Source organism: Corynebacterium tuberculostearicum (assembly GCF_016894265.1).
GTDB lineage: Bacteria > Actinomycetota > Actinomycetes > Mycobacteriales > Mycobacteriaceae > Corynebacterium > Corynebacterium tuberculostearicum_D.
This window is the reverse complement of record NZ_CP069791.1, coordinates 2,051,131-2,072,234: the sequence shown is the minus strand read 5'-3', so window position 1 is coordinate 2,072,234 and position 21,104 is coordinate 2,051,131. Positions and strand designations below refer to the sequence as shown.

Sequence of the window (21,104 nt, the reverse complement as noted above, 5' to 3'; positions counted from 1 at the left end):
GCATGGCACGCGCGGCCGACACGACCCATTATTTTTTCGAATCTCCGTTCAAAAGGCCTTCGAAGGCGTCGCGGGCGCGGCGCAGGTTTGCGCGCATGCCGGGCTTGTCATGCTCCTTGGGGGTGGATTCCACATTGAGGGCGGCGTCGAGGGAATTGGAATCGCCGTCCGCGGAGACGTCGGCAAACGCGCCTTCTGGGGCTGCATAGTCCGGCATCTTGAGCCATGCCTCGCGCTTATAGCGCCCTTGGTCTTCGGTGTAGCGGCCGATGAGATAACCAGCTACGGTAGAAAAGTCCAGATCCGCGGCGGTCTTTTCGCCCGACTGTAGCTTCATCATGTCTTGTCCGTAGCGGTAGGCCACCGCAAACATGGCGGCCGTCGGAACCGCGAGGAAACCACCTATCAGGCCAAAGAGAGCTGAGCCGACCGTGACGGAAACCAAGACGATGACCGGGTGCAGGTCCATGGCCTTGGACTGCAGCCAGGGCGAGAGGACATTGCCCTCCAACTGCTGGACCAGCAACACCAAGCCGAGGACGAGAAGAGCCTTGGTTACGCCAAGGGAGACCAACGCGATGGTGACGGAGAGGGCGCCGGCCACGATCGCGCCGACGAAGGGGATGAAGCCCGCGATAAAGGTGATGATCGCCAAAGCCATGGCCAGCGGAACACCGATAAGGGCGAGGCCGACGCCGATAAAGACGGCGTCGACAAGCGAAACCACTGCCTGCGCGCGAATGAAGCCGCCCAGCGTATTCCAGGCGCGAGTAAGCAGCTCCGTCAGATGCCAGCCGGCGCGCTTGCCCGTGGCATCGCGCAGCCAGGGAAGGAACTTAGCGCCGTCCTTCAGGAAGAAGAAGGTCAGCACCAACACGATGAAGAGCGTGACCAAGATGGAGGTGGCGGTGCCGATGCCGGTAAAGACCGAGCCCGCGATGGCGCCGGCACGTTGCTGCAGCCAGGACGCCGCCTCGTCGATGTAGCTACTCATGTCATCGCTATCAAGGTTGAGCGGTGGACCCTGGGCCCAGAGCTGCAGGCTTTGGATGCCGGAGACCGTCTGCAGATACAGCGACCGGGATTGCCGCATGAAATCTGGGGCAACAAAAGCAATGAGGCCGCCAACAGCCGTGAAAGAAACCAAAATGGTTACGGCGGCCGCCAACGCGGCGGGAAGGCCAATATTGCGCAGCTTTTTAGCCACCGGTGCCAGAACGGTGCAGATAATAAGGGCCAAAAGAACTGGCAAAAGCCCCTGCCAGAAGTTACCCAGCAAACGGTAGAGGGCGTAGAGGAATACGCAGATGATGAGCAGGCGAACGGCCCATAGGGAAGCGGCCTTAACCACCTCGCCGGCGATGACGGAGCGGTCTACCTGATCGCCTGGTGGATGTGGGGATACATCCTCCAGCTTGCTGGTGTCGAAGCTTTCATCAAACTTATCGCCCAGGCCCGCTTGGGGGTCATCGGGCAGCGGTTGGTTATCAGAATTCACCCCACCATCTTGCCTTAAAAGAAGGCGGGTGCGTTAGGATTGGCCCCGTGAGTCTTACACTAGGAATCGTCGGCCTGCCCAATGTGGGCAAGTCCACTTTGTTTAATGCCCTGACCCGTTCCGAGATCCTGGCGGCGAACTACCCGTTTGCCACCATCGAGCCCAACGTGGGCTTGGTGGAGCTGCCGGATTCCCGCCTGACCCAGCTGGCGGAGATGTTTAACTCTGAGCGCATCCTGCCTGCCACCGTGTCCTTCGTGGACATCGCCGGCATCGTCTCCGGCGCTTCGCAGGGTGAAGGTATGGGCAACGCGTTCCTAGCCAATATCCGCGAGGCAGACGCCATTTGCCAGGTAGTACGCGCCTTCTCTGATGACAATGTCATTCACGTCGATGGCAAGGTGGACCCGCGCAACGATATCTCCGTTATTAATACCGAGCTCATTCTTGCGGACCTCCAGACCATCGAAAAGGCCCTGCCTCGCCTGGAAAAGGATGCGCGCAAGAATAAGGACTTGGCCGCCGAGGTAGAAGCAACCAAGAAGGCCCAGGAGATTCTGGAAGATGATCGCACCCTCTTCGCCGCCGCGAAGGAGGGCGAGATTGACCTCGCCCTCGTGCGCGATCTGCACCTGATGACGGCTAAGCCTTTCCTCTATGTCTTTAACTCGGACGAAGCAGTGCTTACCGACGACGCTAAGAAGGAAGAACTCCGCCAGCTCGTCGCCCCGGCCGAGGCCGTATTCCTCGATGCGCAGACGGAAACCGAGCTGCTTGAGCTGGAAGAAGACGAAGCCCGCGAGTTGCTCGAGGCCGTAGGCCAAGATGAGCCGGGCCTAGCTACCCTGGCTAAGGCAGGTTTTGCCACCCTGGGCCTGCAGACCTACCTCACCGCCGGCGAGAAGGAGGCCCGTGCGTGGACCATTAAGCAGGGTTCTGCCGCACCGCAGGCCGCTGGAGTCATCCACACCGACTTTGAAAAGAAGTTCATTAAGGCCGAGATCGTTTCCTTCGATGACCTTGTAGCCGCCGGCTCCATGGCCGAGGCTCGTGCGCATGGCAAGGTCCGCCAAGAGGGCAAGGACTACATCATGCAGGACGGCGATGTGTGCGACTTTAAGATCGGCGGCTAATCCCACCCCTTTGAACTGGCCCTTTGCCAGAGGGAGAAGGCGCCGCCCACTCGCGCGCAAGAGAAGGTAGCGAAGGCAAACCTTCCGCGTTACTGTGGGCGGCGTACCCGAACAAAGGAGGCCGCAACATGGCTGAACTAGATAACAAGACCATTGCCATCATCGCTACCGATGGCTTCGAAGACTCTGAGCTGACCTCCCCGCTGGAGGCCGTGAAGAACGCTGGCGCTACCGTGCGTGTCCTCGCCCCAAAGGCCGGCACCATCACCGGCAAGAAGGGTACGGAGATTTCCGTGGACGCCGCTACCGCTGACTCCACCGGCGAGTCTTTCGACGGCATTATTCTGCCTGGCGGTACCGACAACGCCGACCTCATCCGCTTGGACAAGGCCGCAGTGGAAATCGTGCGCAACCACATGAGCAAGGATCTGCCGCTCGGCGCTATCTGCCACGGTGCTTGGATTCTGGCTGATGCTGAGGCCCTCAAGGGACGTACCCTGACTTCCTTCCCCTCCCTGCAGACCGACCTGCGCAATGCAGGCGCTATCTGGGTAGATGAGGAAGTCCACTGCGACCAGGGCTTGGTTTCTTCCCGTACTCCAGATGACCTGCCAGCCTTTAACGCCAAGCTGGTAGAAGAGTTTGCAGAGGGACAGCACTAAAGTTCCGCGAATGTAAGCCACGGTAGTTTCCCGTGGCTTTTTTCGATCTTGCGCCGGTGTCGCATGCCCGATAGAGTTAGGTTTTCCTGAAGGGGAGTAGTTCCCTCGGTTAGCTCCGAGATGACTGGTCGACATACTGGCGTGTAGCCCGGCCAGCCAGCGCCCGCAGTGCCCCGCGGCCGTGAACGAGACCTTCGGTCCGCAACCGAACCGAAGGGAGAAGTGACTATGTCCTCTATTGGCTCAGAGCAGCGCATTCTTGAGCGCTTCATGCAGCTGTCCATCGCCGCCGCTGTGGTCACCATTATCCTCAAGGCATTGGCAGCGTGGTTTACCGGCTCGGTGGGTTTCCTGTCCGATGCCCTCGAATCCATCGTAAACCTCGCCGCGGCCGTCGCCGGCTTTAATGCCCTCCGTATCGCCGCTAAGCCGGCCGACGATAACCACCAGTTTGGCCACGGCAAAGCCGAGTACGTCTCCGCCTTGGTAGAGGGCGCCATGATTTTTATTGCGGCCGGCATGATCATTTATACGGCGATCCAACGCTTCTTTGTTCCGCAGCCTATTGAAGAGCCGGGCTGGGGCTTGGCGTTGTCAACGCTTTCGTCCGTGCTCAACGGCGCGGTGGGCATCGCGCTCATCCGTGCAGGTAAGCGCTATCGTTCCGCCACCTTGGACGCGGATGGGCACCATTTGCTTACCGACGTCTGGACTTCCGTCGGCGTCCTTATAGGCATCGCCGCCGTATTCCTTACTGGTTGGTGGTGGCTGGATCCTGTAGTGGCGCTCGCAGTGGGCATCAATATTTTGTGGACGGGCTATAGCCTTCTGCGCGACTCGGTGAGTAGCCTTCTTTCTGAGGCGCTTCCCGACGACGAGCGTCAGAATATTAGGCAATTGCTAGCCCGGCTGGAGCAGGAACACTCGGTAACGTTCACGGATCGTCGCACCGTGGCCTCTGGCCGCCAGCGGTTGGTGTACCTGACCATGGAGGTGCCAGGGGAGTGGAGCGTCATGCACTCCCACGAGGTTGCAGACGCAGTGGAAATTGCCCTCGACGAGCTCTACCCAGGCTGCAGTGCGTTCATTCATGTGGAACCAGCCGGCCTGGAAAATCGGCGTCCGTACCTATTCCGCTAAGGCTTAATCTTCTCAGCTTTCTGCCGACCACTGTGGTGTATGCGCACTAGACCAATATGTGTGTAGGCCTGTTCGGGGGCACGGGCTTGTATGTTGCCTGTAAATTGGCGGGGTAAAACTACACCCTCTTTAAAGAATCCTGTGGTACCGCTGTCACCGCATTTCGGGGGTGTGGTGAACAATGGACGATTTGGAGATCGTGAGGGGTCGCGGCTAGGGCGCTGCGGGCGAGAGACTCGACATCCGCCTCCCGCGGTTTGGGTACTTATGGTGCAGTTTTCCCAATGTTATAGAACTGTTACCAACCGTCCTGAGCTGCATGAAGCTCGGCTTTGGTGAACAAAATCGAGGAAATTTCCCGCTAGCGGTCGAAAAAATTTGAATTCTCCGTATGGTGGTTGTCACAGCAATCAATTGGAGATTTTCACCCCCACACTCCACGTGGCGGGGTTAGAAAATGTCCTTTTGTTTGATTGAAGATAGCTATACCAATAGCAGAAAGGATTTACTGACAATGGGTAAGAACATTAAGGACCTCTTTAACGCAACCGCATACGACAAGGACGGCGAGAAGCTGGGCGACGTTAACGAGGTATTCGTTGATGACCAGTCCGGCCAGCCTACCTTCGTTGAGGTTAACCACGGCCTGTTCGGCATGAACTCCAGCCTAGTTCCGCTGCGTGGACACGACTTCTCCGGCGACGACCTGAAGCTGGGCTTCTCCAAGGACCGCATCAAGGATGCTCCGGACTTCGACTCCGATAAGCCGCTGACCCCTGAGGCACAGTCCGATATCTTCAAGCACTACGGTCTGGAAAACGCACACGACGTTACCGACTACAAGGATTCCAACCTTGACTCCAAGCGCGACGTTCAGGCTGGCGCTGACAAGGACCACAACCTGACCGCAGGTGCTGGCGCTGCTGGTGCTGGCGCAGGTGTTGCAGGTGCAGGCGTTGCTGGTGCACACGCTGACGAGAAGAAGGCAGCCACCCACACCACCGACGACGCTGCTACCGAGCGCAAGGCTGGCGTAGCTGATGACGCTGCAGCTGCACGCACCAACAACGATGGCGAGCTCATCCGTTCCGAGGAGCAGCTCAACGTCAACAAGGAGCGCGTGGCTACCGGTGAGGCTCGCCTGCGCAAGTACGTTGTGACCGACACTGAGAGCGTTGAGGTCCCGGTTGAGCGCGAAGAGGTTCGCGTCGAGCGCACCCCGATCAACGCTGAGGATGCCAAGAACTACAACGGCTCCATCTCCGGTGACTCCGAGGAAGCTTCCGTCACCCTGCACGAGGAGCGCGTGAACGTGAACAAGGAAACCGTTCCGGTTGAGAAGATCAACCTGAAGAAGGACACCGTTCGCGACACCGAGACTCACACCGAGGAGCTGCGCAAGGAGCAGATCGACACCGATGGTGTTGACGGCCTCAAGAAGTAAAAGCGCATAGCTAAACGCCCGCAAGGATTACCTTGCGGGCGTTTCTTTTTGCCTATTTAGGAGACTGGTTTAAGCCTTGACGCCGATGGCCTCAGCCGAGTCAGAATCCATAATGTCCTTGACGCCGTTCTCGGCAGCATCCCAGGTTGCCTTGTCCTGGATGCCGGCGCGCTTAGCCACGATGGTGGCGCACAGCACCTGTCCGGTGACGTTGAGTGCGGTACGGCCCATGTCAATAATCGGCTCGATAGCAAGCAGGAGACCAACGCCGGCCAGTGGCAGGCCGAGCGTGGAAAGCGTCAGGGTGAGCATCACCGTTGCGCCGGTGGTGCCTGCAGTAGCAGCGGAACCAATAACGGACACGAAGATGATGAGCAGGTACTGGGTGAAGTCAAGGTCGATGCCGTAGAACTGGGAGACGAAGATGGCAGCGATGGCTGGGTATACGGAAGCGCAGCCATCCATCTTGGTAGTTGCGCCCAGCGGAATGGCAAAGGAAGCGTACTCGGACGGAACTCCCATAGCCTTTTCACTGAAGCGCTCGGTAGCTGGCATGACGCCCATCGAAGAACGGGTGACAAAGCCCAGGGAGGTCACGGGCCACACGCGCTTGAAGAAGCCGATGACCGGGATCTTGTTGAACTTCAGTACTGCCGGGTAGATCACGGCAAATACCAGGCCCATGCCTACGTACATGGCCAAGACGAACTTGCCCAGCGAGCCCAATGCATCCCAGCCGTAGGTAGCTACGGCCTTACCAATAAGGGCCGCGGTGCCAATCGGGGCAAGGCGGATAATCCACCACAGGATGACCTGAATGACCTTCAGGAAGGACTCGGTAAAGCGCAGGAAAGGCTCAGCAGACTTACCAGTCTTGACGGCGGCGATACCAATGGCTAGCGAGATGACGAGGAGCTGGAGGGCACCAAAGCTGAGGGATACTTCGCCGTCGGAAAGCGAGGCAGAAAGGCCCACGAAGTTCTGGGGGAGAAGTTGCTCAAAGAACGCGGTCCATGAACCGACGTGGGAAGGGTCCTGCGCGGTAGAAGCATCGATGCTTGTGCCGATGCCCGGCTTCATCACGACGGCGACGATGATGCCCGTCAAGACGGAGAAGAATGCGGTGATGGCAAACCATACCAGTGTGGAGATTGCCAGGGACGCGGCGTTGGCCACCTTGCGCAGATTAGCGACGGAGGTGACAACAGCGGCGAAGATCAGTGGCGGGATCATCACCTTGAGTAGCTGGACGTAGGCGCCGCCGACGCCCGTGAGTAGGGTGGTCAACCAGCCGGGGTTGTCTGGGTCGGTATCCATGCCGGAGGCAATGAAGCCTAGGATGAGGCCGATAATAAGGCCCGCGATGACCTGGGCACCGAATCCCGTGGCCCAGCCTGGAAGCTTGGAGCGCGAAGATTCTTGTTGAGACATTAAGATTCCTTTGAAAATAAAAATGGACAGATCGGACTATTTTCCAGATACTGTTCTGTTCAACTTCAACATCGCTCAGCTTATTCCTTCAACCTCTTTGGGTACAAGGTGCGGGATATTTGCTGTGGCCACAACCTCACCCTTCGCGCTCACGGAGAGGTGGTTTTGCGCTTGCTTTTCGACGCCGGTGAGCGCGAAGGGAGGGGAGCTTGAACTACCACGTGTGTCCCATTGCTAACTTTAAGTAGCTACTCTCTCTATCTTTCTCAGGAGGAACATTCATGGGCTGGGTTAAACCTCTCGTTGGCATTTTCGCAGTTGGCGCAGTGGCGTCCGTTGCCTTAGGCGGCGGCGATGAAGATGCAGTGGTGGTCAATCGAGTGATCGATGGCGACACCATTGACGTCGACATAGACGGCGAAAATACCCGCGTCCGGCTACTTAATATTGATACGCCGGAAATCGGCCATAACGGCGAACCGAGTGAGTGCCTCGCGGAGGAAGCGAAGCAGTACTTGGAAGGACGGCTGCCAAAGGGGACGGAGGTTCGGTTGGAATATGACTCCGAGCGGACCGACAAGTACGGCCGCACCCTTGCCGGTGTCTTTATCGACGATGACTTCATTAACGCGGATGTCGCGGCCGAAGGGCTGGCCACTGCAGTCGTATTTGGTGGAAACGACAAGTTTTATGACGAAGTGCACAACGCCGAACGCCGCCCTAAAGATGCTGGCGAAGGGATCTTTGGGGTCTCGGACGAGTGCAAGGTCTCCAGCGATGAGGACATGGCCGAAGCGCTTAGCGGCGCTGAAGCTGCGGCGGCAGCATTTGCAGCTTCCGGGGAAGCTGATATTGCAGGGTACGAGGATGTATTGGACAAGTCAGCAGCTGCGAAGGCCGGATTAGCGGTTCTGACTCGCCACAAAGATGCTCGAAGCACCTTCCAGAAAGCAGCGTATCCGGATGCTCCCAAGGAGATTGCCGCGAAGAAGGAACGCGAGCTTGAGGGAAAGGAGAAACAAGCCCGCGAAGAGATCGAGAAATTGGAGGAAGAGAAGCGCGAGAAGGAGCGCCAGGAAGAAGAACGCCGCCGTGCAGAGGAGCGGAAAGAAGAGATTCGTCAGCAGGAGCACGATGCGCCGGAAGTAGAGGTAGCGGAGCAACAAACGCACGACGAGGTGGCTGAATACCAAGCGCCCGAGCAGCAGCCCGCACCTCGGCCGGCACCGGTGGTCGATAACTACACCGGGTGCCGAGCTTATGGCGGAAACTATGCCATGACGTCTGTAGATAAGAATGGACGTTCATACGCGAAGATCGACTGCACTACGAAGCAGCAGATCGGTTAGGCACCCCGCCCTTCGCGCTCACGGGCAGGGCCCTGAGTGCTTGGAGTATGGCTCCCGGTGAGCGCGAGGGGAGCGGGGATTAGGGCCTACGCCCTTGCCGCTCACCGGGACCAAGGGGAAGTGCCATCCAAGCGCTGCCGGTGAGCGCGAAGGGTGGGAGGGCCCGGGATCTGGAATACTGGCAGCATGAAAATCCTCGTAACCGCATTTGACGCGTTCGGCGGAGAGAGCATCAACCCCACGGAACGAGCGCTTCAACAACTGCCGGATCGCATTGGAGACGCGGAGCTCATCAAGCTGGTGATCCCGACGAAGTTCGGGGAATCGCTGCGTCGGGCGATCGAGGCCGCGGAGGGCTCGGCGGTCGATGCAATTGTATGTTTGGGCCAGGCCGGTGGGCGGGCGCATATCACTCCAGAGCGGGTCGCGATTAACGTTATGGATGCCGATATTCCTGATAATGTGGGTTATCAGCCGGTGGATGTACCGGTTGTGGAAGGCGGCCCGGCGGCATACTTCTCTACGTTGCCGGTAAAGGAAATGGTTGCGGCAATGGAGGATAGTCCGGCGCGGTTGTCGAATACGGCCGGGACCTTTGTATGCAATCAGCTGCTCTATGGTCTCCTGCACCACTTTGCAGCGACGAGGGTGCGTGCAGGATTTGTCCACGTCCCGTTCATTACAGAGCAGGAGAAAACGGATAAGCCCATGATGGAGCTGGCGGAGATCGTCGAGGGGATTAAGCGGGCACTCTGGGCGGTGCAAGCTAGTTAGGGTAGCCTTTGTGGCTTTTTTAACCGGCGAAATATAGATTAAAGGACATGTCTCGCTTTAGCCCTCTCAACTGGCCGGTTGTGCGCCAGCTGCGCAGTGGCGATCCCTTCGGAAGGGACGTCAATACGCAGTCTCAAAAGAGTAAAGATAAGCATGGGCGCACCGTGGAAGCGGACCGCGTGGTGCAGTCGGTGTGCCCGTACTGCGCGGTTGGTTGCTCGCAGCGCGTATATGTCAAAGATGAACGCGTCATCCAGGTGGAGGGCGATCCGGATTCGCCTATTTCTCGTGGGCGCCTGTGCCCGAAGGGATCCGCGTCGGAGCAGTTGATCAACTCCGCTACGCGCCTTACCAAGATTAAGTATCGTGCGCCGCACTCTACGGAGTGGCAGGATCTTGATGAAGATACCGCGATGGAAATGATTGCGGATCGTTTCTTGGAAGCCCGCCGCAATGGCTGGCAGGATGTGGACGATGAAGGCCGTCCGCTCAATCGCACGATGGGCATCGCCGGTTTGGGCGGTGCGACCTTGGATAATGAGGAAAATTACCTTATCAAGAAGCTGTTTACCGCCGCTGGCGCGATTCAGCTCGAGAACCAGGCGCGTATATGACACTCCGCCACCGTTCCTAGTCTAGGAACTTCGTTTGGCCGCGGCGGCGCAACCCAACCGCTGCAGGATATGGCGAATGCGGACTGCATCGTCATTGAGGGTTCTAATATGGCCGAGTGCCACCCAGTGGGATTCCAGTGGGTGGTGGAAGCCAAGAAGCGTGGTGCACGCATCATTCACGTGGATCCGCGTTATACGCGCACGTCAGCCTTTGCGAATCGCCACATCGGCATTCGCGGCGGCACGGACGTGGTGCTTTTGGGCGCAGTCATTAACTACCTGCTGGAAAACGAGCTGTACTTCCATGACTACGTGGTGGCGTATACCAATGCGCCGATGATCATCTCGGAGGACTACCAAGACACCGAGGATTTAGACGGCCTGTTCTCTGGTTATGACCCGGAGACCGGTAAGTACGTCACGGATTCGTGGCAGTACGTACAGAAGCCGGAGGGTGCGTCGTGGAATGTGGAACGCGATGAGACGCTAGAGCATCCGAATTCAGTCTTCCAGATTCTCAAGCGGCACTACGCGCGCTATACGCCTGAAGTAGTGGAGGAGACCTGCGGTATTGCGCAGGAGGACTTCTATTACCTAGCGGAGTCGATCGCGCGGAATTCCACGCCGGATCGCACCACCTGCTTTGCCTATGCGTTGGGCTTTACCCAGCACACCCTGGGTGCGCAGTTCATTCGTACCGCCGCCATCTTGCAGCTGCTCACCGGCAATGTGGGTCGCCCAGGTTCGGGAATTATGGCGTTGCGCGGTCACGCCTCGATTCAAGGCTCTACCGATATCCCGACGTTGTTCCACTCGTTGCCGGGGTATTTGCCCATGCCGAGCGTCGATAAGCAAAGCTGGCCAGAGTTCGTTGATGGAATCCGTAATGAGTCGCAGAAGGGCTTTTGGCAGATCGGTGAGAACTACGTGGTCTCGCTGATGAAGTCCTACTGGGGCGATGCGGCAACCAAGGACAACGGATGGGGATATGACCTCATGCCGCGCATTTCTGGTGCGCATTCGACCTATGAAACGCTCATGGCCATGCTGGATGAGCAGGTGGAAGGCTACTTTGTCTTTGGCCAGAACCCGGCCGTCGCGCAGTCCAATGGCGGTATGCAACGCCGTGGCTTGGCGGCGCTGAAGTGGCTGGTCGTACGCGATTTCCAGGAGATTGAGACCGCCTCCTTCTGGAAGGATTCGCCGGAGATTAAAAACGGCGAGCTTAAGACCGAGGACATCGGCACCGAGGTCTTCTTGATGCCGGCGGCCACCCACGTGGAAAAGGCGGGAACCTTTACCCAGACGCAGCGCATGCTGCAATGGCGCTTCCAGGCAGCCCCGCCACCAGGGGATGCCAAGAGTGACCTGTGGTTCTTCTACCAGCTGGGCAAGAAGATCAAGGAGCGCCTGCGCGATTCCACCGATCCGCGAGATATTCCTCTGCAGAAGGTCACCTGGGACTATGTGGAAACCGAGGAAGGCGAGCCGAATTCTGAGGACGTCCTCAAGGAGATCAACGGCTACTACCTAGAGGGCCCGAAGAAGGGCGAGCTTTTGCCTGCCTTCGTGGAGATGAAGAATGACGGCAGCACCTCGGGCGGTTGCTGGATCTATACCGGCGTGTTTAAGGACGGCATTAATCAGTCCGCGCGCAAGGTACCGGGTTCGGAGCAAAACGAGGTAGCTCCCGAGTGGGGTTGGGTATGGCCGGCCAACCGCCGTCTGCTCTACAACCGTGCTTCGGCGAAGCCTGACGGCACGCCGTGGTCCGAGCGCAAGAAGTATGTGTGGTGGGACGCTGACCAGGGTCAATGGGTTGGCGATGACGTGCCGGACTTCCCGGCTACCAAGGCCCCGGACTACAAGGCTCCGGTCGACGCCGTGGGCCCGGACGCCCTCGACGGCACCGATGCCTTCATCATGCAGGCTGATGGCCGCGGTTGGCTCTTTGCACCGACCGGGCTTTCCGACGGCCCATTGCCCACCCACTATGAGCCGCACGAGTCCCCGGTGCACAACGTGCTGTACAAACAGCAGCAATCGCCGACGCGCCTGACCATTAAGCGCCCAGACAACCTGTCGCGCCCAGAGCCTGGTGAGCCGGGCTCGGAGGTGTTCCCGTTTGTCTTTTCCACCTATCGCCTCACCGAGATGTATACCTCGGGTGCGATGTCGCGCCGCCTGCCGTACCTAGCGGAGTTGCAGCCGGGCCTTTTCTGCGAGGTCGATAAGGCCTTGGCAGAAAAGCGTGGCTTGGAAAACGGCAAGTGGGCCACGATCATCTCGCCGCGCGGCGTCATTGAGGCACAGGTCTTGGTCACTGACCGCATGCAGATGATGAAGATCAATGGTGAGGAGTTCCACCAGATCGGCCTGCCGTATCACTATGGCGAGTCCGATTCCACAGCCGTTGCAGGCGATGGCGCCAATGATCTGCTGGGCCTTACGTTGGAGCCGAACGTATTCATCCAGAATTCCAAGATCGGCGCTTGCGATATCCAGCCGGGGCGTCGCCCGCGCGGTGAGGCCCGTATGGAGATGCTCAAGGAGTATCAGAAGCGCGCGCACCTGAACCTGGATTCCGGCAATGATCTGCTCACCGTGAATGATTCCTTCACCTATAACCCAGAGCCGCCACAGACCGCGGATGCGGATGAGCACGGCGAGAAGGGCGAGGAAAGCGAAGAAGGTAAGTAAATGACAAATCTTCTGACCGAAAACGCGAGCCGGCATGGCTATGACAAGTACCGCCGCATGGCCTTTTTCACCGATACTTCCGTGTGCATCGGGTGTAAGGCCTGCGAGGTGGCGTGCAAGGAGTGGAACCGCAACCCGGTAGAAGGCTATGACGTCACGGGTGATTCCTATGACAACACCGGCGCACTGGGTGCAAATACCTGGCGGCACGTGGCCTTTGTGGAGCAAAACAATGACCGCATCGAGCATGCCCGCGAGGAGGGAAAGAATCTCATTTCCCTGGGTATGCCCTCGGTAGGGGTGCAGGCCCCAGAGGTTGATACCACCCCGCCGGATACGGATACGTTCCGGTGGCTCATGTCCTCGGACGTGTGTAAGCACTGCACGCATGCGGGCTGCTTGGACGTGTGTCCTACCGGCGCGTTGTTCCGCACCGAGTTTGGCACCGTTGTGGTCCAGGATGATGTGTGCAATGGCTGCGGCACCTGCGTGGCCGGTTGCCCGTTTGGCGTCATCGAGCGCCGCGATGACGGCGGTGTGGCGCTGAAGTATGACAAGACGGCCACGGTGGATTACGTGGATAATTCCCATGCCGGCGTGAACGTGCTGAAAAAGCTCAAGCAGCTTGCCCCGCAGGGCCCTGACCACACACCTGGCGAGTCGATGCCGATTAAGAATTTGGGCGTGGCCCAAAAGTGCACCATGTGCTACGACCGCCTGAAGCAGGGAGAACAGCCAGCATGTTCTAAGACCTGTCCTACTGATTCCATCCAGTTCGGCCCGTATGAAGAGATGGTGGCCGCAGCCAAGGAACGCGTGCGTGTATTGCACGAGCAAGGGCTTACCGAGGCCCGCCTTTACGGCGCCAACCAGGACGATGGCGTGGGCGGAACCGGCTCCATCTTCCTGCTTCTGGATTCACCTGAGGTCTACGGTTTGCCGCCGGACCCGCGCGTGCCGACGGCCGATTTACCGCAGATGTATAAGACCGCAGCCAAGGCTATCGGCGGCATGGCGCTGGCCGTGGCCGGTTCGTTCCTGATTGGGGGACGCAAATGAGCAACTTTGATGAGTATCGCCCACCGCAGCCGGAGCGACGCAATCGCTACCGGAAATTCGACGGTACAAAGCCGAAGAAGAAGCGGAAGCGGCCGGGCGCCGGCGCGCAGGACGGCTCCAAAGAGGAGCGCATGGCGCAGGACTTCGAGTTCTCGTCTTACTATGGCCGACCTGTGGTGAAGGCTCCGCCGTGGGAATGGCCTATCGGCGCCTACCTCTTTCTGGGCGGTGTGAGCGGTGGCTCGGGACTCTTGGCCGCTGGTGCACAGGCCGCGGGCAATGCACCGCTGCGGCGCACCACCCGTATCTCTGCCTTTGGCGCGGCGGCCGTGGGATCGGTCTTTTTGATTCTGGACTTGGGCCGCCCGGAACGCGCCCTGAACATGTTCCGCGTCTTCAAGGTGACCTCGCCAATGTCCATGGGCTCGTGGATTTTGTCGGGATTTGCCAGCGCGGCCGCGCTGCCGGCCGCCGCGGAAGTGGATGCGGCGACCGGCCACAAGCTGCCGTTGCCGAAGTTTGTGCGTACGGCGCTGAAGAAGTCGGCCGGGCCGGCGGGCGCGGTCGCGGGCGTACTCGGTGGTCCGCTCGCGGGCTATACCGCGGTATTGCTGTCTAATACCTCGAACCCGGTGTGGAATGACATGAAAAAGCACCTGCCGTATGTCTTCGTCTCCTCGGCGGGCGCGGCGTCGTCAGGCCTGGCTATGGTGACCACTCCGGTCGAGCACGCGGGACCGGCCCGCGCGTTGGGTATGGCCGCGGCGGCCAGCGATCTGGTGGCGACCAAGGTTCTTGAAGAAGGCATGGAGCCGGAGCCGCGCGAGGCGCTGCACGAGGGCAGGCCGGGCGCGTTGATGAAGGCCTCGGAATGCTTCATCGCGGCCGGCGGTGTCGGTAGTGCAGTGGCTGCGGTGACGAAGTCGCGGGCCGTCTCGGTAGCCGCGGGGCTCTCGCTCTTGGCAGGCTCGGCGTGCACGCGCTTTGGCGTGCTCAACGCTGGGCTGGAAGCGGTGAAGAATCCGGAGACCACCATCGGGCCGCAGAAGCGCCGGGCGGAAAAGCGCCGGCGCGAGCAGGGCCTCGACCACGATGTGGTGAGCCCGGACTAGTCCAGGTCCTGCAGGACGGGGGCGAGCTCCGAGCCGATGTCTTCCATGCGTTGTTGCTCGGCTGCGGAATCGCGGCCATCACGGTGGAGGTAGTAGTTCAGCGCCACATCGCCCACGGTGGTCACGCAGGTGGTAGACACTGACTCTTCGACCGGCCAGGCAGAACAATAAAAGCGCCTGTCAGCGGCGGTGAACTCGAAGGGGGAGTACTCATTGGCGGGGCGCTGCTGGGCGGCGTTTTGGGCATCGAGGTCGTCGTGCAGCAGCTCTAAGTAACGCTGTGCCGCCTCATCGGGATCCTCGGGGCACACGGGTGCGCCCTCGGCCTCATACTTCGTCCCCAGCAGGCTGACCTGCTCCTTATCCTGTGCACGGTAGAGCACTGAGAAGGAGTGTTCATCCTCGTCGGTGGAGTGCGGGTCGAGCTTCGCCTTAGCGAGCGAATCCGGCAGGGCCTCGCGCACCGCGGCAATATCAACAGGGGAGCATCCGCTTGGCGATGCCCCCTCGGACGAGCACCCCACCATCCCCGCTGCGGCAAGGGCGGTGGAGGCGAGGGCCAGGAAAGCGGGGAGGCGTCGGCGCATCTTAAGCCTTAATGAACGCATCGCCGGTGCGCTCGGTGGTATGGCCGATGACGGGGTAGCCGGGAACCTCGCCGATGAGGAGGAGGCCGCCGGAAGTTTGGGCGTCGGCAAGCAGCACTAGCTCTTCCTCGCTCAAAGAGGAATCGAGATGTGGGCGCACCCAGTCCAGGTTGCGGCGGGAACCGCCGGGGATGAAGCCCTCTGCCAGTGCTTCCTTTGCGCTCTCGATGGTGGGCACGGCGGAGAAATCGAGCTCGGCGGCGATGCCGGAGGCGCGGCACATCTTGTACAAGTGGCCGAGCAGCCCGAAGCCGGTGACATCGGTGGCCGCGCGTACGCCCGCCTCCACCGCGGCGTGGGCGGCCTCGCGGTTCAAGGCGGTCATGGAATCTACCGCGGCCTGGGATACCTCGCCGGTGGCCTTGTGCTTGTTATTGAGGATGCCTACGCCGATGGGCTTGGTCAGCGTGATAGGAAGACCAGCCTTAGCGGCGTCGTTTCGCATGAGCTTATCGGGGGCGACGATACCGGTGGCGGCCATACCGTAGAGCGGCTCAGGGGCGGTGATGGAATGGCCACCGGTAATGGAGATGCCGGCTTCGGTGGCTATGTCCATGCCGCCGCGCAAGACCTCGCGCAGGACATCCAGGCCAAGCTTTTCATTGGGCCAGCCCACGAGGTTGATGGCGGTAACCGGGGTACCGCCCATGGCGTAGACATCAGAGAGTGCATTGGCCGCGGCCACCCGTCCCCAGTCATAAGGATCATTGAGCATAGGAGTAAAAAAGTCAGCGGTGGAGATAACCGCCAGACCATCTTGAATCTTGACGGCCGCGGCATCGTCGCCATCGTCCAAGCCAACCAGCACGTTGGGGTCGGCCTTGCCAATGAGGCCCTCGACGGCGGATTCGAGCTGGCCAGCGGGGATCTTACAAGCGCAGCCGCCGCCGGCGGCAAAAGAGGTGAGCTTAATATCTTCGGTCATACGGCTATTTTACTAGTTCTACGGGAGCCCCTTGCTGCGTATTAGCGGGAATAATGCGCAGCAAAGGAATCTCCTCGGGCGCCGCAGGAGCCACCGTGGCGCACCGCGGTGAATGTAGCGTCTGGTAGGTGTCTCGGTACCGAGGAATGCCCGTGTAAGGTGAGCACACGGAGGCGTACGTGTCCTGGTGGGCGCCCCGGTCTTCAAAACCGGTGAGGCCGAGCATCTCGGTCTGGCAGGTTCGATTCCTGTCCGTCTCCGCCACCCGCGCGCAAGGAGGAATGCCACAGTGCCCACGCCCACGCCTGCTGCCAGCCCGGATCCCCGCAGGAATATCCCCCGCATGGACGAGCTACTCCAGCTGCCGGAAGTAGAATCCGCGCGCCACCGCCTAGCCGAGCACACCATCCGCGCGATAATCCAGGGCGCAGTCACCCAAGCGCGCCGCGGTCAGCTGCCGGTCAGCGATATACCCGCAGAAATTGCGCAGCGCCTGGAACAAAAGAATGCGCATTCCCTGCAGCCGGTCATTAACGCCACCGGCGTCATCATTCATACGAACCTAGGGCGTGCCCCGCTTCCCGGCGCCGCGGTAGAGGCCCTGCACGCCGCTGCCTCCTATACGGATGTGGAAATGGACCTGGACTCGGGCAAGCGATCCAGAAATCGCGGTACCGGCGCCACGGCAGCGCTGCTCGCAGCCTGCCCCGGTGCAGAAGATGCCCTCGTGGTCAATAACGGCGCTAGTGCCCTGTTGCTGGCCACCGCTGCGCTCGCTCCCGGCAAAGAGGTCATCATCTCGCGCGGCGAGCTCATTGAGATCGGTGCGGGCTTTCGCCTGCCGGAGCTCATCGAGTCCACGGCCACGCGCCTTAAAGAAATTGGGGCGACTAACCGTACGCACCTGGCCGACTACGAGCGCGCGCTGGGCGTCAACACCGGCGCCATCTTGAAGGTGCACCCTTCCAATTTCCGCATCGAGGGCTTTACCTCCGCAGTCGGGGTAGAGGAACTGCACCGCCTAGCGGTGGAGCACGATACGCGACTCATCGTGGACTTGGGCTCCGGCCTGCTCACCCATGACCCGGCGCTGCCAGAAGAACCAGATATCCAGGCTCAGCTGCGCGCCGGGGCCGATATCGTCATAGCCTCCGGCGATAAGCTACTTGGTGGCCCGCAGGCAGGAATCTTGCTCGGCACCAAGGAAGCGATTGCCGCGGTGAAGAAGCACCCGCTGGCGCGTGCGGTGCGCATAGATAAGCTGCGCCTCAACGCGCTGGAGGCGGCCATTTCGACGCCCTCGAATGCGGTGCAGGACGCCCTCCACCTCGATCCTCAGACCCACCGCGAGCGCACGGAAGCCATCGCGCAGGCAGTTGGGGCAGAAGTGGTGCCTCATGATGGCCGCGTGGGCGGTGGCGGGGCGCCCGAATACCCGCTGCCGGGCTATGCAGTGAGCCTGCCTGAGCACTATGCGGACGCGCTGCGCCGCCAGGACCCGCCCGTGGTAGGCCGCGTGCATCAGGGCCGCTGCTTGGTGGATATTCGCTGCGTTCCCGCTCACCACGACGCCACGGTTATTGCCGCTATTAAGGCGGTGGGCTAGGTGTACGTCGTCGCTACTGCCGGCCATGTGGACCACGGCAAATCCACCCTGGTCCGGGCTCTTACGGAGATGGACCCGGACCGCTGGGAGGAAGAAAAGCGCCGCGGCCTGACCATTGATTTGGGGTTTGCCTGGACCACGCTGCCTTCTGGCGCGGATGTGGCTTTCGTAGATGTGCCCGGCCATGAAAAATTCCTGGGCAATATGCTCGCTGGCGTGGGCCCAGCCCCGGTCGTCCTCTTCGTGGTGGCGGCCGATGAGGGATGGCAGGCCCAGTCCACCGACCACCGCGATGCCTTGCGTGCGCTGGGAGTAAAGCATGGCATTATTGCGCTAACTCGCAGCGACCGCGCCACCGTGGACCGCACCGCAGAAATCCGAACGCAGCTGGCCGGCACCCCGCTTGCCGACGCCCCCATTATCCCCGTATCCGCCCCTACCGGCGACGGCATTGCGGCGCTGCGGCAGGCGCTCGATGAGGTCCTTGCCACTGTGCCCGCTCCCGATGAGCAGGCACCCGTGCGCCTGTGGGTGGACCGCGCCTTTAGCGTGAAGGGCGCGGGCACCGTGGTGACCGGAACGCTTGCCGCGGGCACTCTGCGCGTGGGCGATAGCCTTAAGGCGGCCACGGCTGGTGGGGAAAGGGCCGTGGAGATCCGTGGCCTGCATAGTGAAAATCGCGCGCAGGATTCACTCGGCCCCGTCACCCGCGCGGCCGTCAATCTGCGTGGGGTGGACGCTGCCGATATCCACCGCGGCGACGTGCTGCTTACCCCAGGTGCGTGGCGCATGGTGAACCACCTGGATGTCCGCCGCACCTTTGGCGCGGAGCTCGATGCGCTTCCCGATAACCTCGTCATCCACACCGGTACCGCCGGAGTCGAGGCTCACCTGCGGCCGCTGTCCGCCGATTTCGCGCGTCTCAGCCTGGCGCATCCGTTGCCGCTGCAGCTCCTTGATCGCTTCGTAGTGCGCAGCCCTGGTGGCCGGCACGTCGTCACTGGGGTAGAAGCCGTAGATCTCCGCCCGCCGGAGCTTAACCGGCGCGGTGCCGCCCGCCGCCGCGCAGAAGAGCTCAGCACCCAGGACTCATTCCGGGATCCTGCCTCTTACCTGCGCCGCGTCGGCTTCGCCCGGGTGGATGGCCTAGCTCGCGACGGCTTTACCACAGCGGCGCCGCCGCAAGGCATTATCGCCTTCCGCGACTGGTGGATTGCCGCCTCCCAAGTTACGCGGTGGAAGCAATCGCTTATCGACGCCCTGCATGCCCACACCGCCGCACATCCCCTGGCACCGGGAATGCCCCGCAAGGCTGCCATGGACGCCCTCGGCCTGCAAGAAGAAGGCTTGCTGGGGCTAGCCATCGCCGCTGCGAAGGCGGAAAGCAGCGAGGGAGTGTTGCGCCTTCCCGGGCAGCGGGCGGACCTCGGCGCGGCGGAGCGTGGGGTCGCTGCCATCGAGGAAAGGCTAAAGGCAGAACCCTTTGCGGCACCCGAGGCAGATGACCTAACGGAGCTGGGCCTGGGCCCAAAGGAACTTGCCGCCGCCGAGCGCGCCGGGCGCCTCCTGCGCCTCAGGCAGGGAATCGTGCTCTTGCCCTCGGCACCGGAGGAAGCGCGCCGGCGCCTTAGCGAACTGGAGCAGCCCTTTACGCTTTCGGCAGCCCGTAAAGCGCTGGGCACTACGCGACGGGTAGCCATCCCGCTGCTGGAATACCTCGACGCCCAGCGGATTACTCGCCGCGGCGACGGGGGCCAACGCACATTGCGTTAGCGTGGCCTCTGTGGCTGAGCATCGCACCTATTTGCGGTGATTGCCCCCGCGGTGGTGAGACGTGTCGCGTGCCACGCGCCGGGCCCGCACGCGCGCGGATTCGGAGGAAAAGCGGCCCGGTTCTTCGGCTACCGGCAGCGCACGCCAGCTGAAATTCTGCTCACCTGGGATAGAGGAGACCAACTCCGCCAGCTTGGCGCTGGCCTGCGGTTGTTGTGCTTGCTCATTGTGCTGCTGAGCTGGTGCATCTGGCTTAGCGGGTGCAGCCGGCTGGGCCTGTGGCCCTTTGGGGCGGCGCGAGCCGGTGGGCAGCGCCGTCACGATGACTTCGCCGGAAAGCGTGTGCTCCCAGACCTCGGGCTGAGCCGGCGTGGCTGCGCGCGCGGCGGCGGGAATCGCAGGTTGTGGCGCAGGCACGCGCAGTGGTGGAACAGCGGGGGAGAAGAGCTCCGCGGTGGTGGCCTCATCGGCGGGGATATCGACGGCAAGCATGCCGCGGCTCGCGTAGGCGCGGGCAGAAAGCCGCGCCCCAGAACCGTGTGCGGCAGCGAATGCGGCGCGCAGTCCAGGGAGCGCGGCACTGTCGCCGAGGGGGCCGAGAACCAGGTCATCGCAGGTCGCCACCGCGGTGCCGGCAAGGTCGTCCAGTGTGACGAAGAACTGCTGCGTGCCCATCTGCTCAAGCTGGGCGGACGATAGGTCGCCGGCGCCGGCATCGATCAGCACGCCTCGTCCGCCGGAGAGCAGCGCGGTTCCTTGCGGTTGGTCATTGACCGGCACCATCCACGGCCACAGGCCCAATGACACGGCAACCTCGACCTGGCCGTCAACTACCTCCACGGTGGCGATCGTCTGCGGCTGTGCAGAGGAGGCCTTCAAGCGCTCCAAGGCGGGATACTCCGCCGCCTCGACCTCGTCCAGAAACCCTAAGAAGCCGAAGTCTGAGCGAACGCGCCAGCCGTTGGTGTAGGTATCGGGTTCTAGGGAGACGTCGACAAGCGCAGCGTGCTCTGCCACGCCGGGGATGCTCAACGCGGTGCCCACCACTGGGTGCTCGAGGACCGCAACATGCTCCACGCCGAAGTAACTAGTCGCGAGCGGGTATAGCGCCATAGAAAGTCACTCCCAAGGTTAAAGGCCGGTAAACAATGCGTAGCTCATTTTACGCATATGGGGGATAGGGCTGGCGCCAGCTTTATATCCTGCGAGTTTTTATTAATGTATAGACAGCTCTCTT

16 protein-coding genes and 1 tRNA gene are annotated in these 21,104 nt (G+C 61.0%); 12 read left to right on the top strand and 5 right to left on the bottom strand.

Features of this window, described 5'->3' with window-relative positions:
* Positions 1-28: 28 nt before the first annotated feature.
* Positions 29-1,498: an AI-2E family transporter gene (locus I6J28_RS09875; RefSeq protein ID WP_204609608.1), complete on the bottom strand. Its 1,470-nt coding sequence runs from the start codon at positions 1,496-1,498 to the stop codon at positions 29-31.
* A 47-nt stretch (positions 1,499-1,545) separates the two neighbouring features.
* On the opposite strand from I6J28_RS09875, the gene ychF reads away from it, so the two are divergent.
* The 4 genes from ychF to I6J28_RS09855 all read left to right on the top strand — a co-directional run bounded on the left by ychF (position 1,546) and on the right by I6J28_RS09855 (position 5,877).
* Positions 1,546-2,631 (top strand): redox-regulated ATPase YchF, encoded by a 1,086-nt coding sequence (gene ychF / locus I6J28_RS09870; RefSeq protein WP_179386300.1) that lies wholly within the window; start codon positions 1,546-1,548, stop codon positions 2,629-2,631.
* A gap of 128 nt (positions 2,632-2,759) precedes the next feature.
* Positions 2,760-3,293 (top strand): type 1 glutamine amidotransferase domain-containing protein, encoded by a 534-nt coding sequence (locus tag I6J28_RS09865; RefSeq protein ID WP_204609606.1) that lies wholly within the window; start codon positions 2,760-2,762, stop codon positions 3,291-3,293.
* A gap of 228 nt (positions 3,294-3,521) precedes the next feature.
* Positions 3,522-4,433, top strand: coding sequence for a cation diffusion facilitator family transporter (locus I6J28_RS09860; protein WP_204609604.1), 912 nt, complete (start codon positions 3,522-3,524; stop codon positions 4,431-4,433).
* A 514-nt stretch (positions 4,434-4,947) separates the two neighbouring features.
* Positions 4,948-5,877 carry a PRC and DUF2382 domain-containing protein gene (locus I6J28_RS09855; protein WP_204609602.1) on the top strand — a complete coding sequence of 310 codons (930 nt, stop codon included), beginning with the start codon at positions 4,948-4,950 and terminating at the stop codon, positions 5,875-5,877.
* A gap of 69 nt (positions 5,878-5,946) precedes the next feature.
* Here the strand turns inward: I6J28_RS09855 and I6J28_RS09850 are convergent, their stop codons facing one another.
* Positions 5,947-7,308, bottom strand: coding sequence for a dicarboxylate/amino acid:cation symporter (locus tag I6J28_RS09850; RefSeq protein WP_204609600.1), 1,362 nt, complete (start codon positions 7,306-7,308; stop codon positions 5,947-5,949).
* A 281-nt stretch (positions 7,309-7,589) separates the two neighbouring features.
* Between I6J28_RS09850 and I6J28_RS09845 the strand changes: the two genes are divergently transcribed.
* The 5 genes from I6J28_RS09845 (at position 7,590) to nrfD (ending at position 14,916) form a co-directional block, all read left to right on the top strand.
* Positions 7,590-8,657 carry a thermonuclease family protein gene (locus I6J28_RS09845; RefSeq protein ID WP_204609598.1) on the top strand — a complete coding sequence of 356 codons (1,068 nt, stop codon included), beginning with the start codon at positions 7,590-7,592 and terminating at the stop codon, positions 8,655-8,657.
* A gap of 186 nt (positions 8,658-8,843) precedes the next feature.
* The gene (pcp, locus tag I6J28_RS09840; RefSeq protein WP_204609596.1) at positions 8,844-9,431 is read left to right on the top strand and encodes a pyroglutamyl-peptidase I; all 588 of its coding nucleotides are present in this window, start codon (positions 8,844-8,846) and stop codon (positions 9,429-9,431) included.
* A 47-nt stretch (positions 9,432-9,478) separates the two neighbouring features.
* Positions 9,479-12,745: a formate dehydrogenase-N subunit alpha gene (gene fdnG / locus I6J28_RS09830; protein WP_239454593.1), complete on the top strand. Its 3,267-nt coding sequence runs from the start codon at positions 9,479-9,481 to the stop codon at positions 12,743-12,745.
* A complete protein-coding gene (locus tag I6J28_RS09825; protein ID WP_204609591.1) occupies positions 12,746-13,804 on the top strand; it encodes a 4Fe-4S dicluster domain-containing protein in 1,059 nt (352 codons plus the stop codon).
* Positions 13,801-14,916 carry an NrfD/PsrC family molybdoenzyme membrane anchor subunit gene (nrfD, locus tag I6J28_RS09820; RefSeq protein ID WP_204609589.1) on the top strand — a complete coding sequence of 372 codons (1,116 nt, stop codon included), beginning with the start codon at positions 13,801-13,803 and terminating at the stop codon, positions 14,914-14,916. The genes I6J28_RS09825 and nrfD overlap by 4 nt, the downstream gene beginning before the upstream one ends.
* Here nrfD and I6J28_RS09815 read toward each other — a convergent pair.
* Positions 14,913-15,503, bottom strand: coding sequence for a hypothetical protein (locus I6J28_RS09815; protein WP_204609587.1), 591 nt, complete (start codon positions 15,501-15,503; stop codon positions 14,913-14,915). The two genes, nrfD and I6J28_RS09815, sit on opposite strands and share 4 nt — an antisense overlap.
* A gap of 1 nt (position 15,504) precedes the next feature.
* The gene (gene selD, locus I6J28_RS09810) at positions 15,505-16,488 is read right to left on the bottom strand and encodes a selenide, water dikinase SelD (protein WP_204609585.1); all 984 of its coding nucleotides are present in this window, start codon (positions 16,486-16,488) and stop codon (positions 15,505-15,507) included.
* Between the two features lie 169 nt (positions 16,489-16,657).
* On the opposite strand from selD, the gene I6J28_RS09805 reads away from it, so the two are divergent.
* The 3 genes from I6J28_RS09805 (at position 16,658) to selB (ending at position 19,867) form a co-directional block, all read left to right on the top strand.
* Positions 16,658-16,752 (top strand) — tRNA-Sec (locus I6J28_RS09805).
* A 25-nt stretch (positions 16,753-16,777) separates the two neighbouring features.
* Complete coding sequence (selA, locus tag I6J28_RS09800) at positions 16,778-18,094, top strand: L-seryl-tRNA(Sec) selenium transferase (RefSeq protein ID WP_204609583.1); 1,317 nt, start codon at positions 16,778-16,780, stop codon at positions 18,092-18,094.
* Positions 18,095-19,867 (top strand): selenocysteine-specific translation elongation factor, encoded by a 1,773-nt coding sequence (gene selB / locus I6J28_RS09795; protein WP_204609581.1) that lies wholly within the window; start codon positions 18,095-18,097, stop codon positions 19,865-19,867.
* Positions 19,868-19,894: 27 nt separating this feature from the next.
* Here selB and I6J28_RS09790 read toward each other — a convergent pair whose 3' ends face one another.
* Complete coding sequence (locus tag I6J28_RS09790) at positions 19,895-20,980, bottom strand: hypothetical protein (RefSeq protein ID WP_204609579.1); 1,086 nt, start codon at positions 20,978-20,980, stop codon at positions 19,895-19,897.
* Positions 20,981-21,104 lie beyond the last annotated feature (124 nt).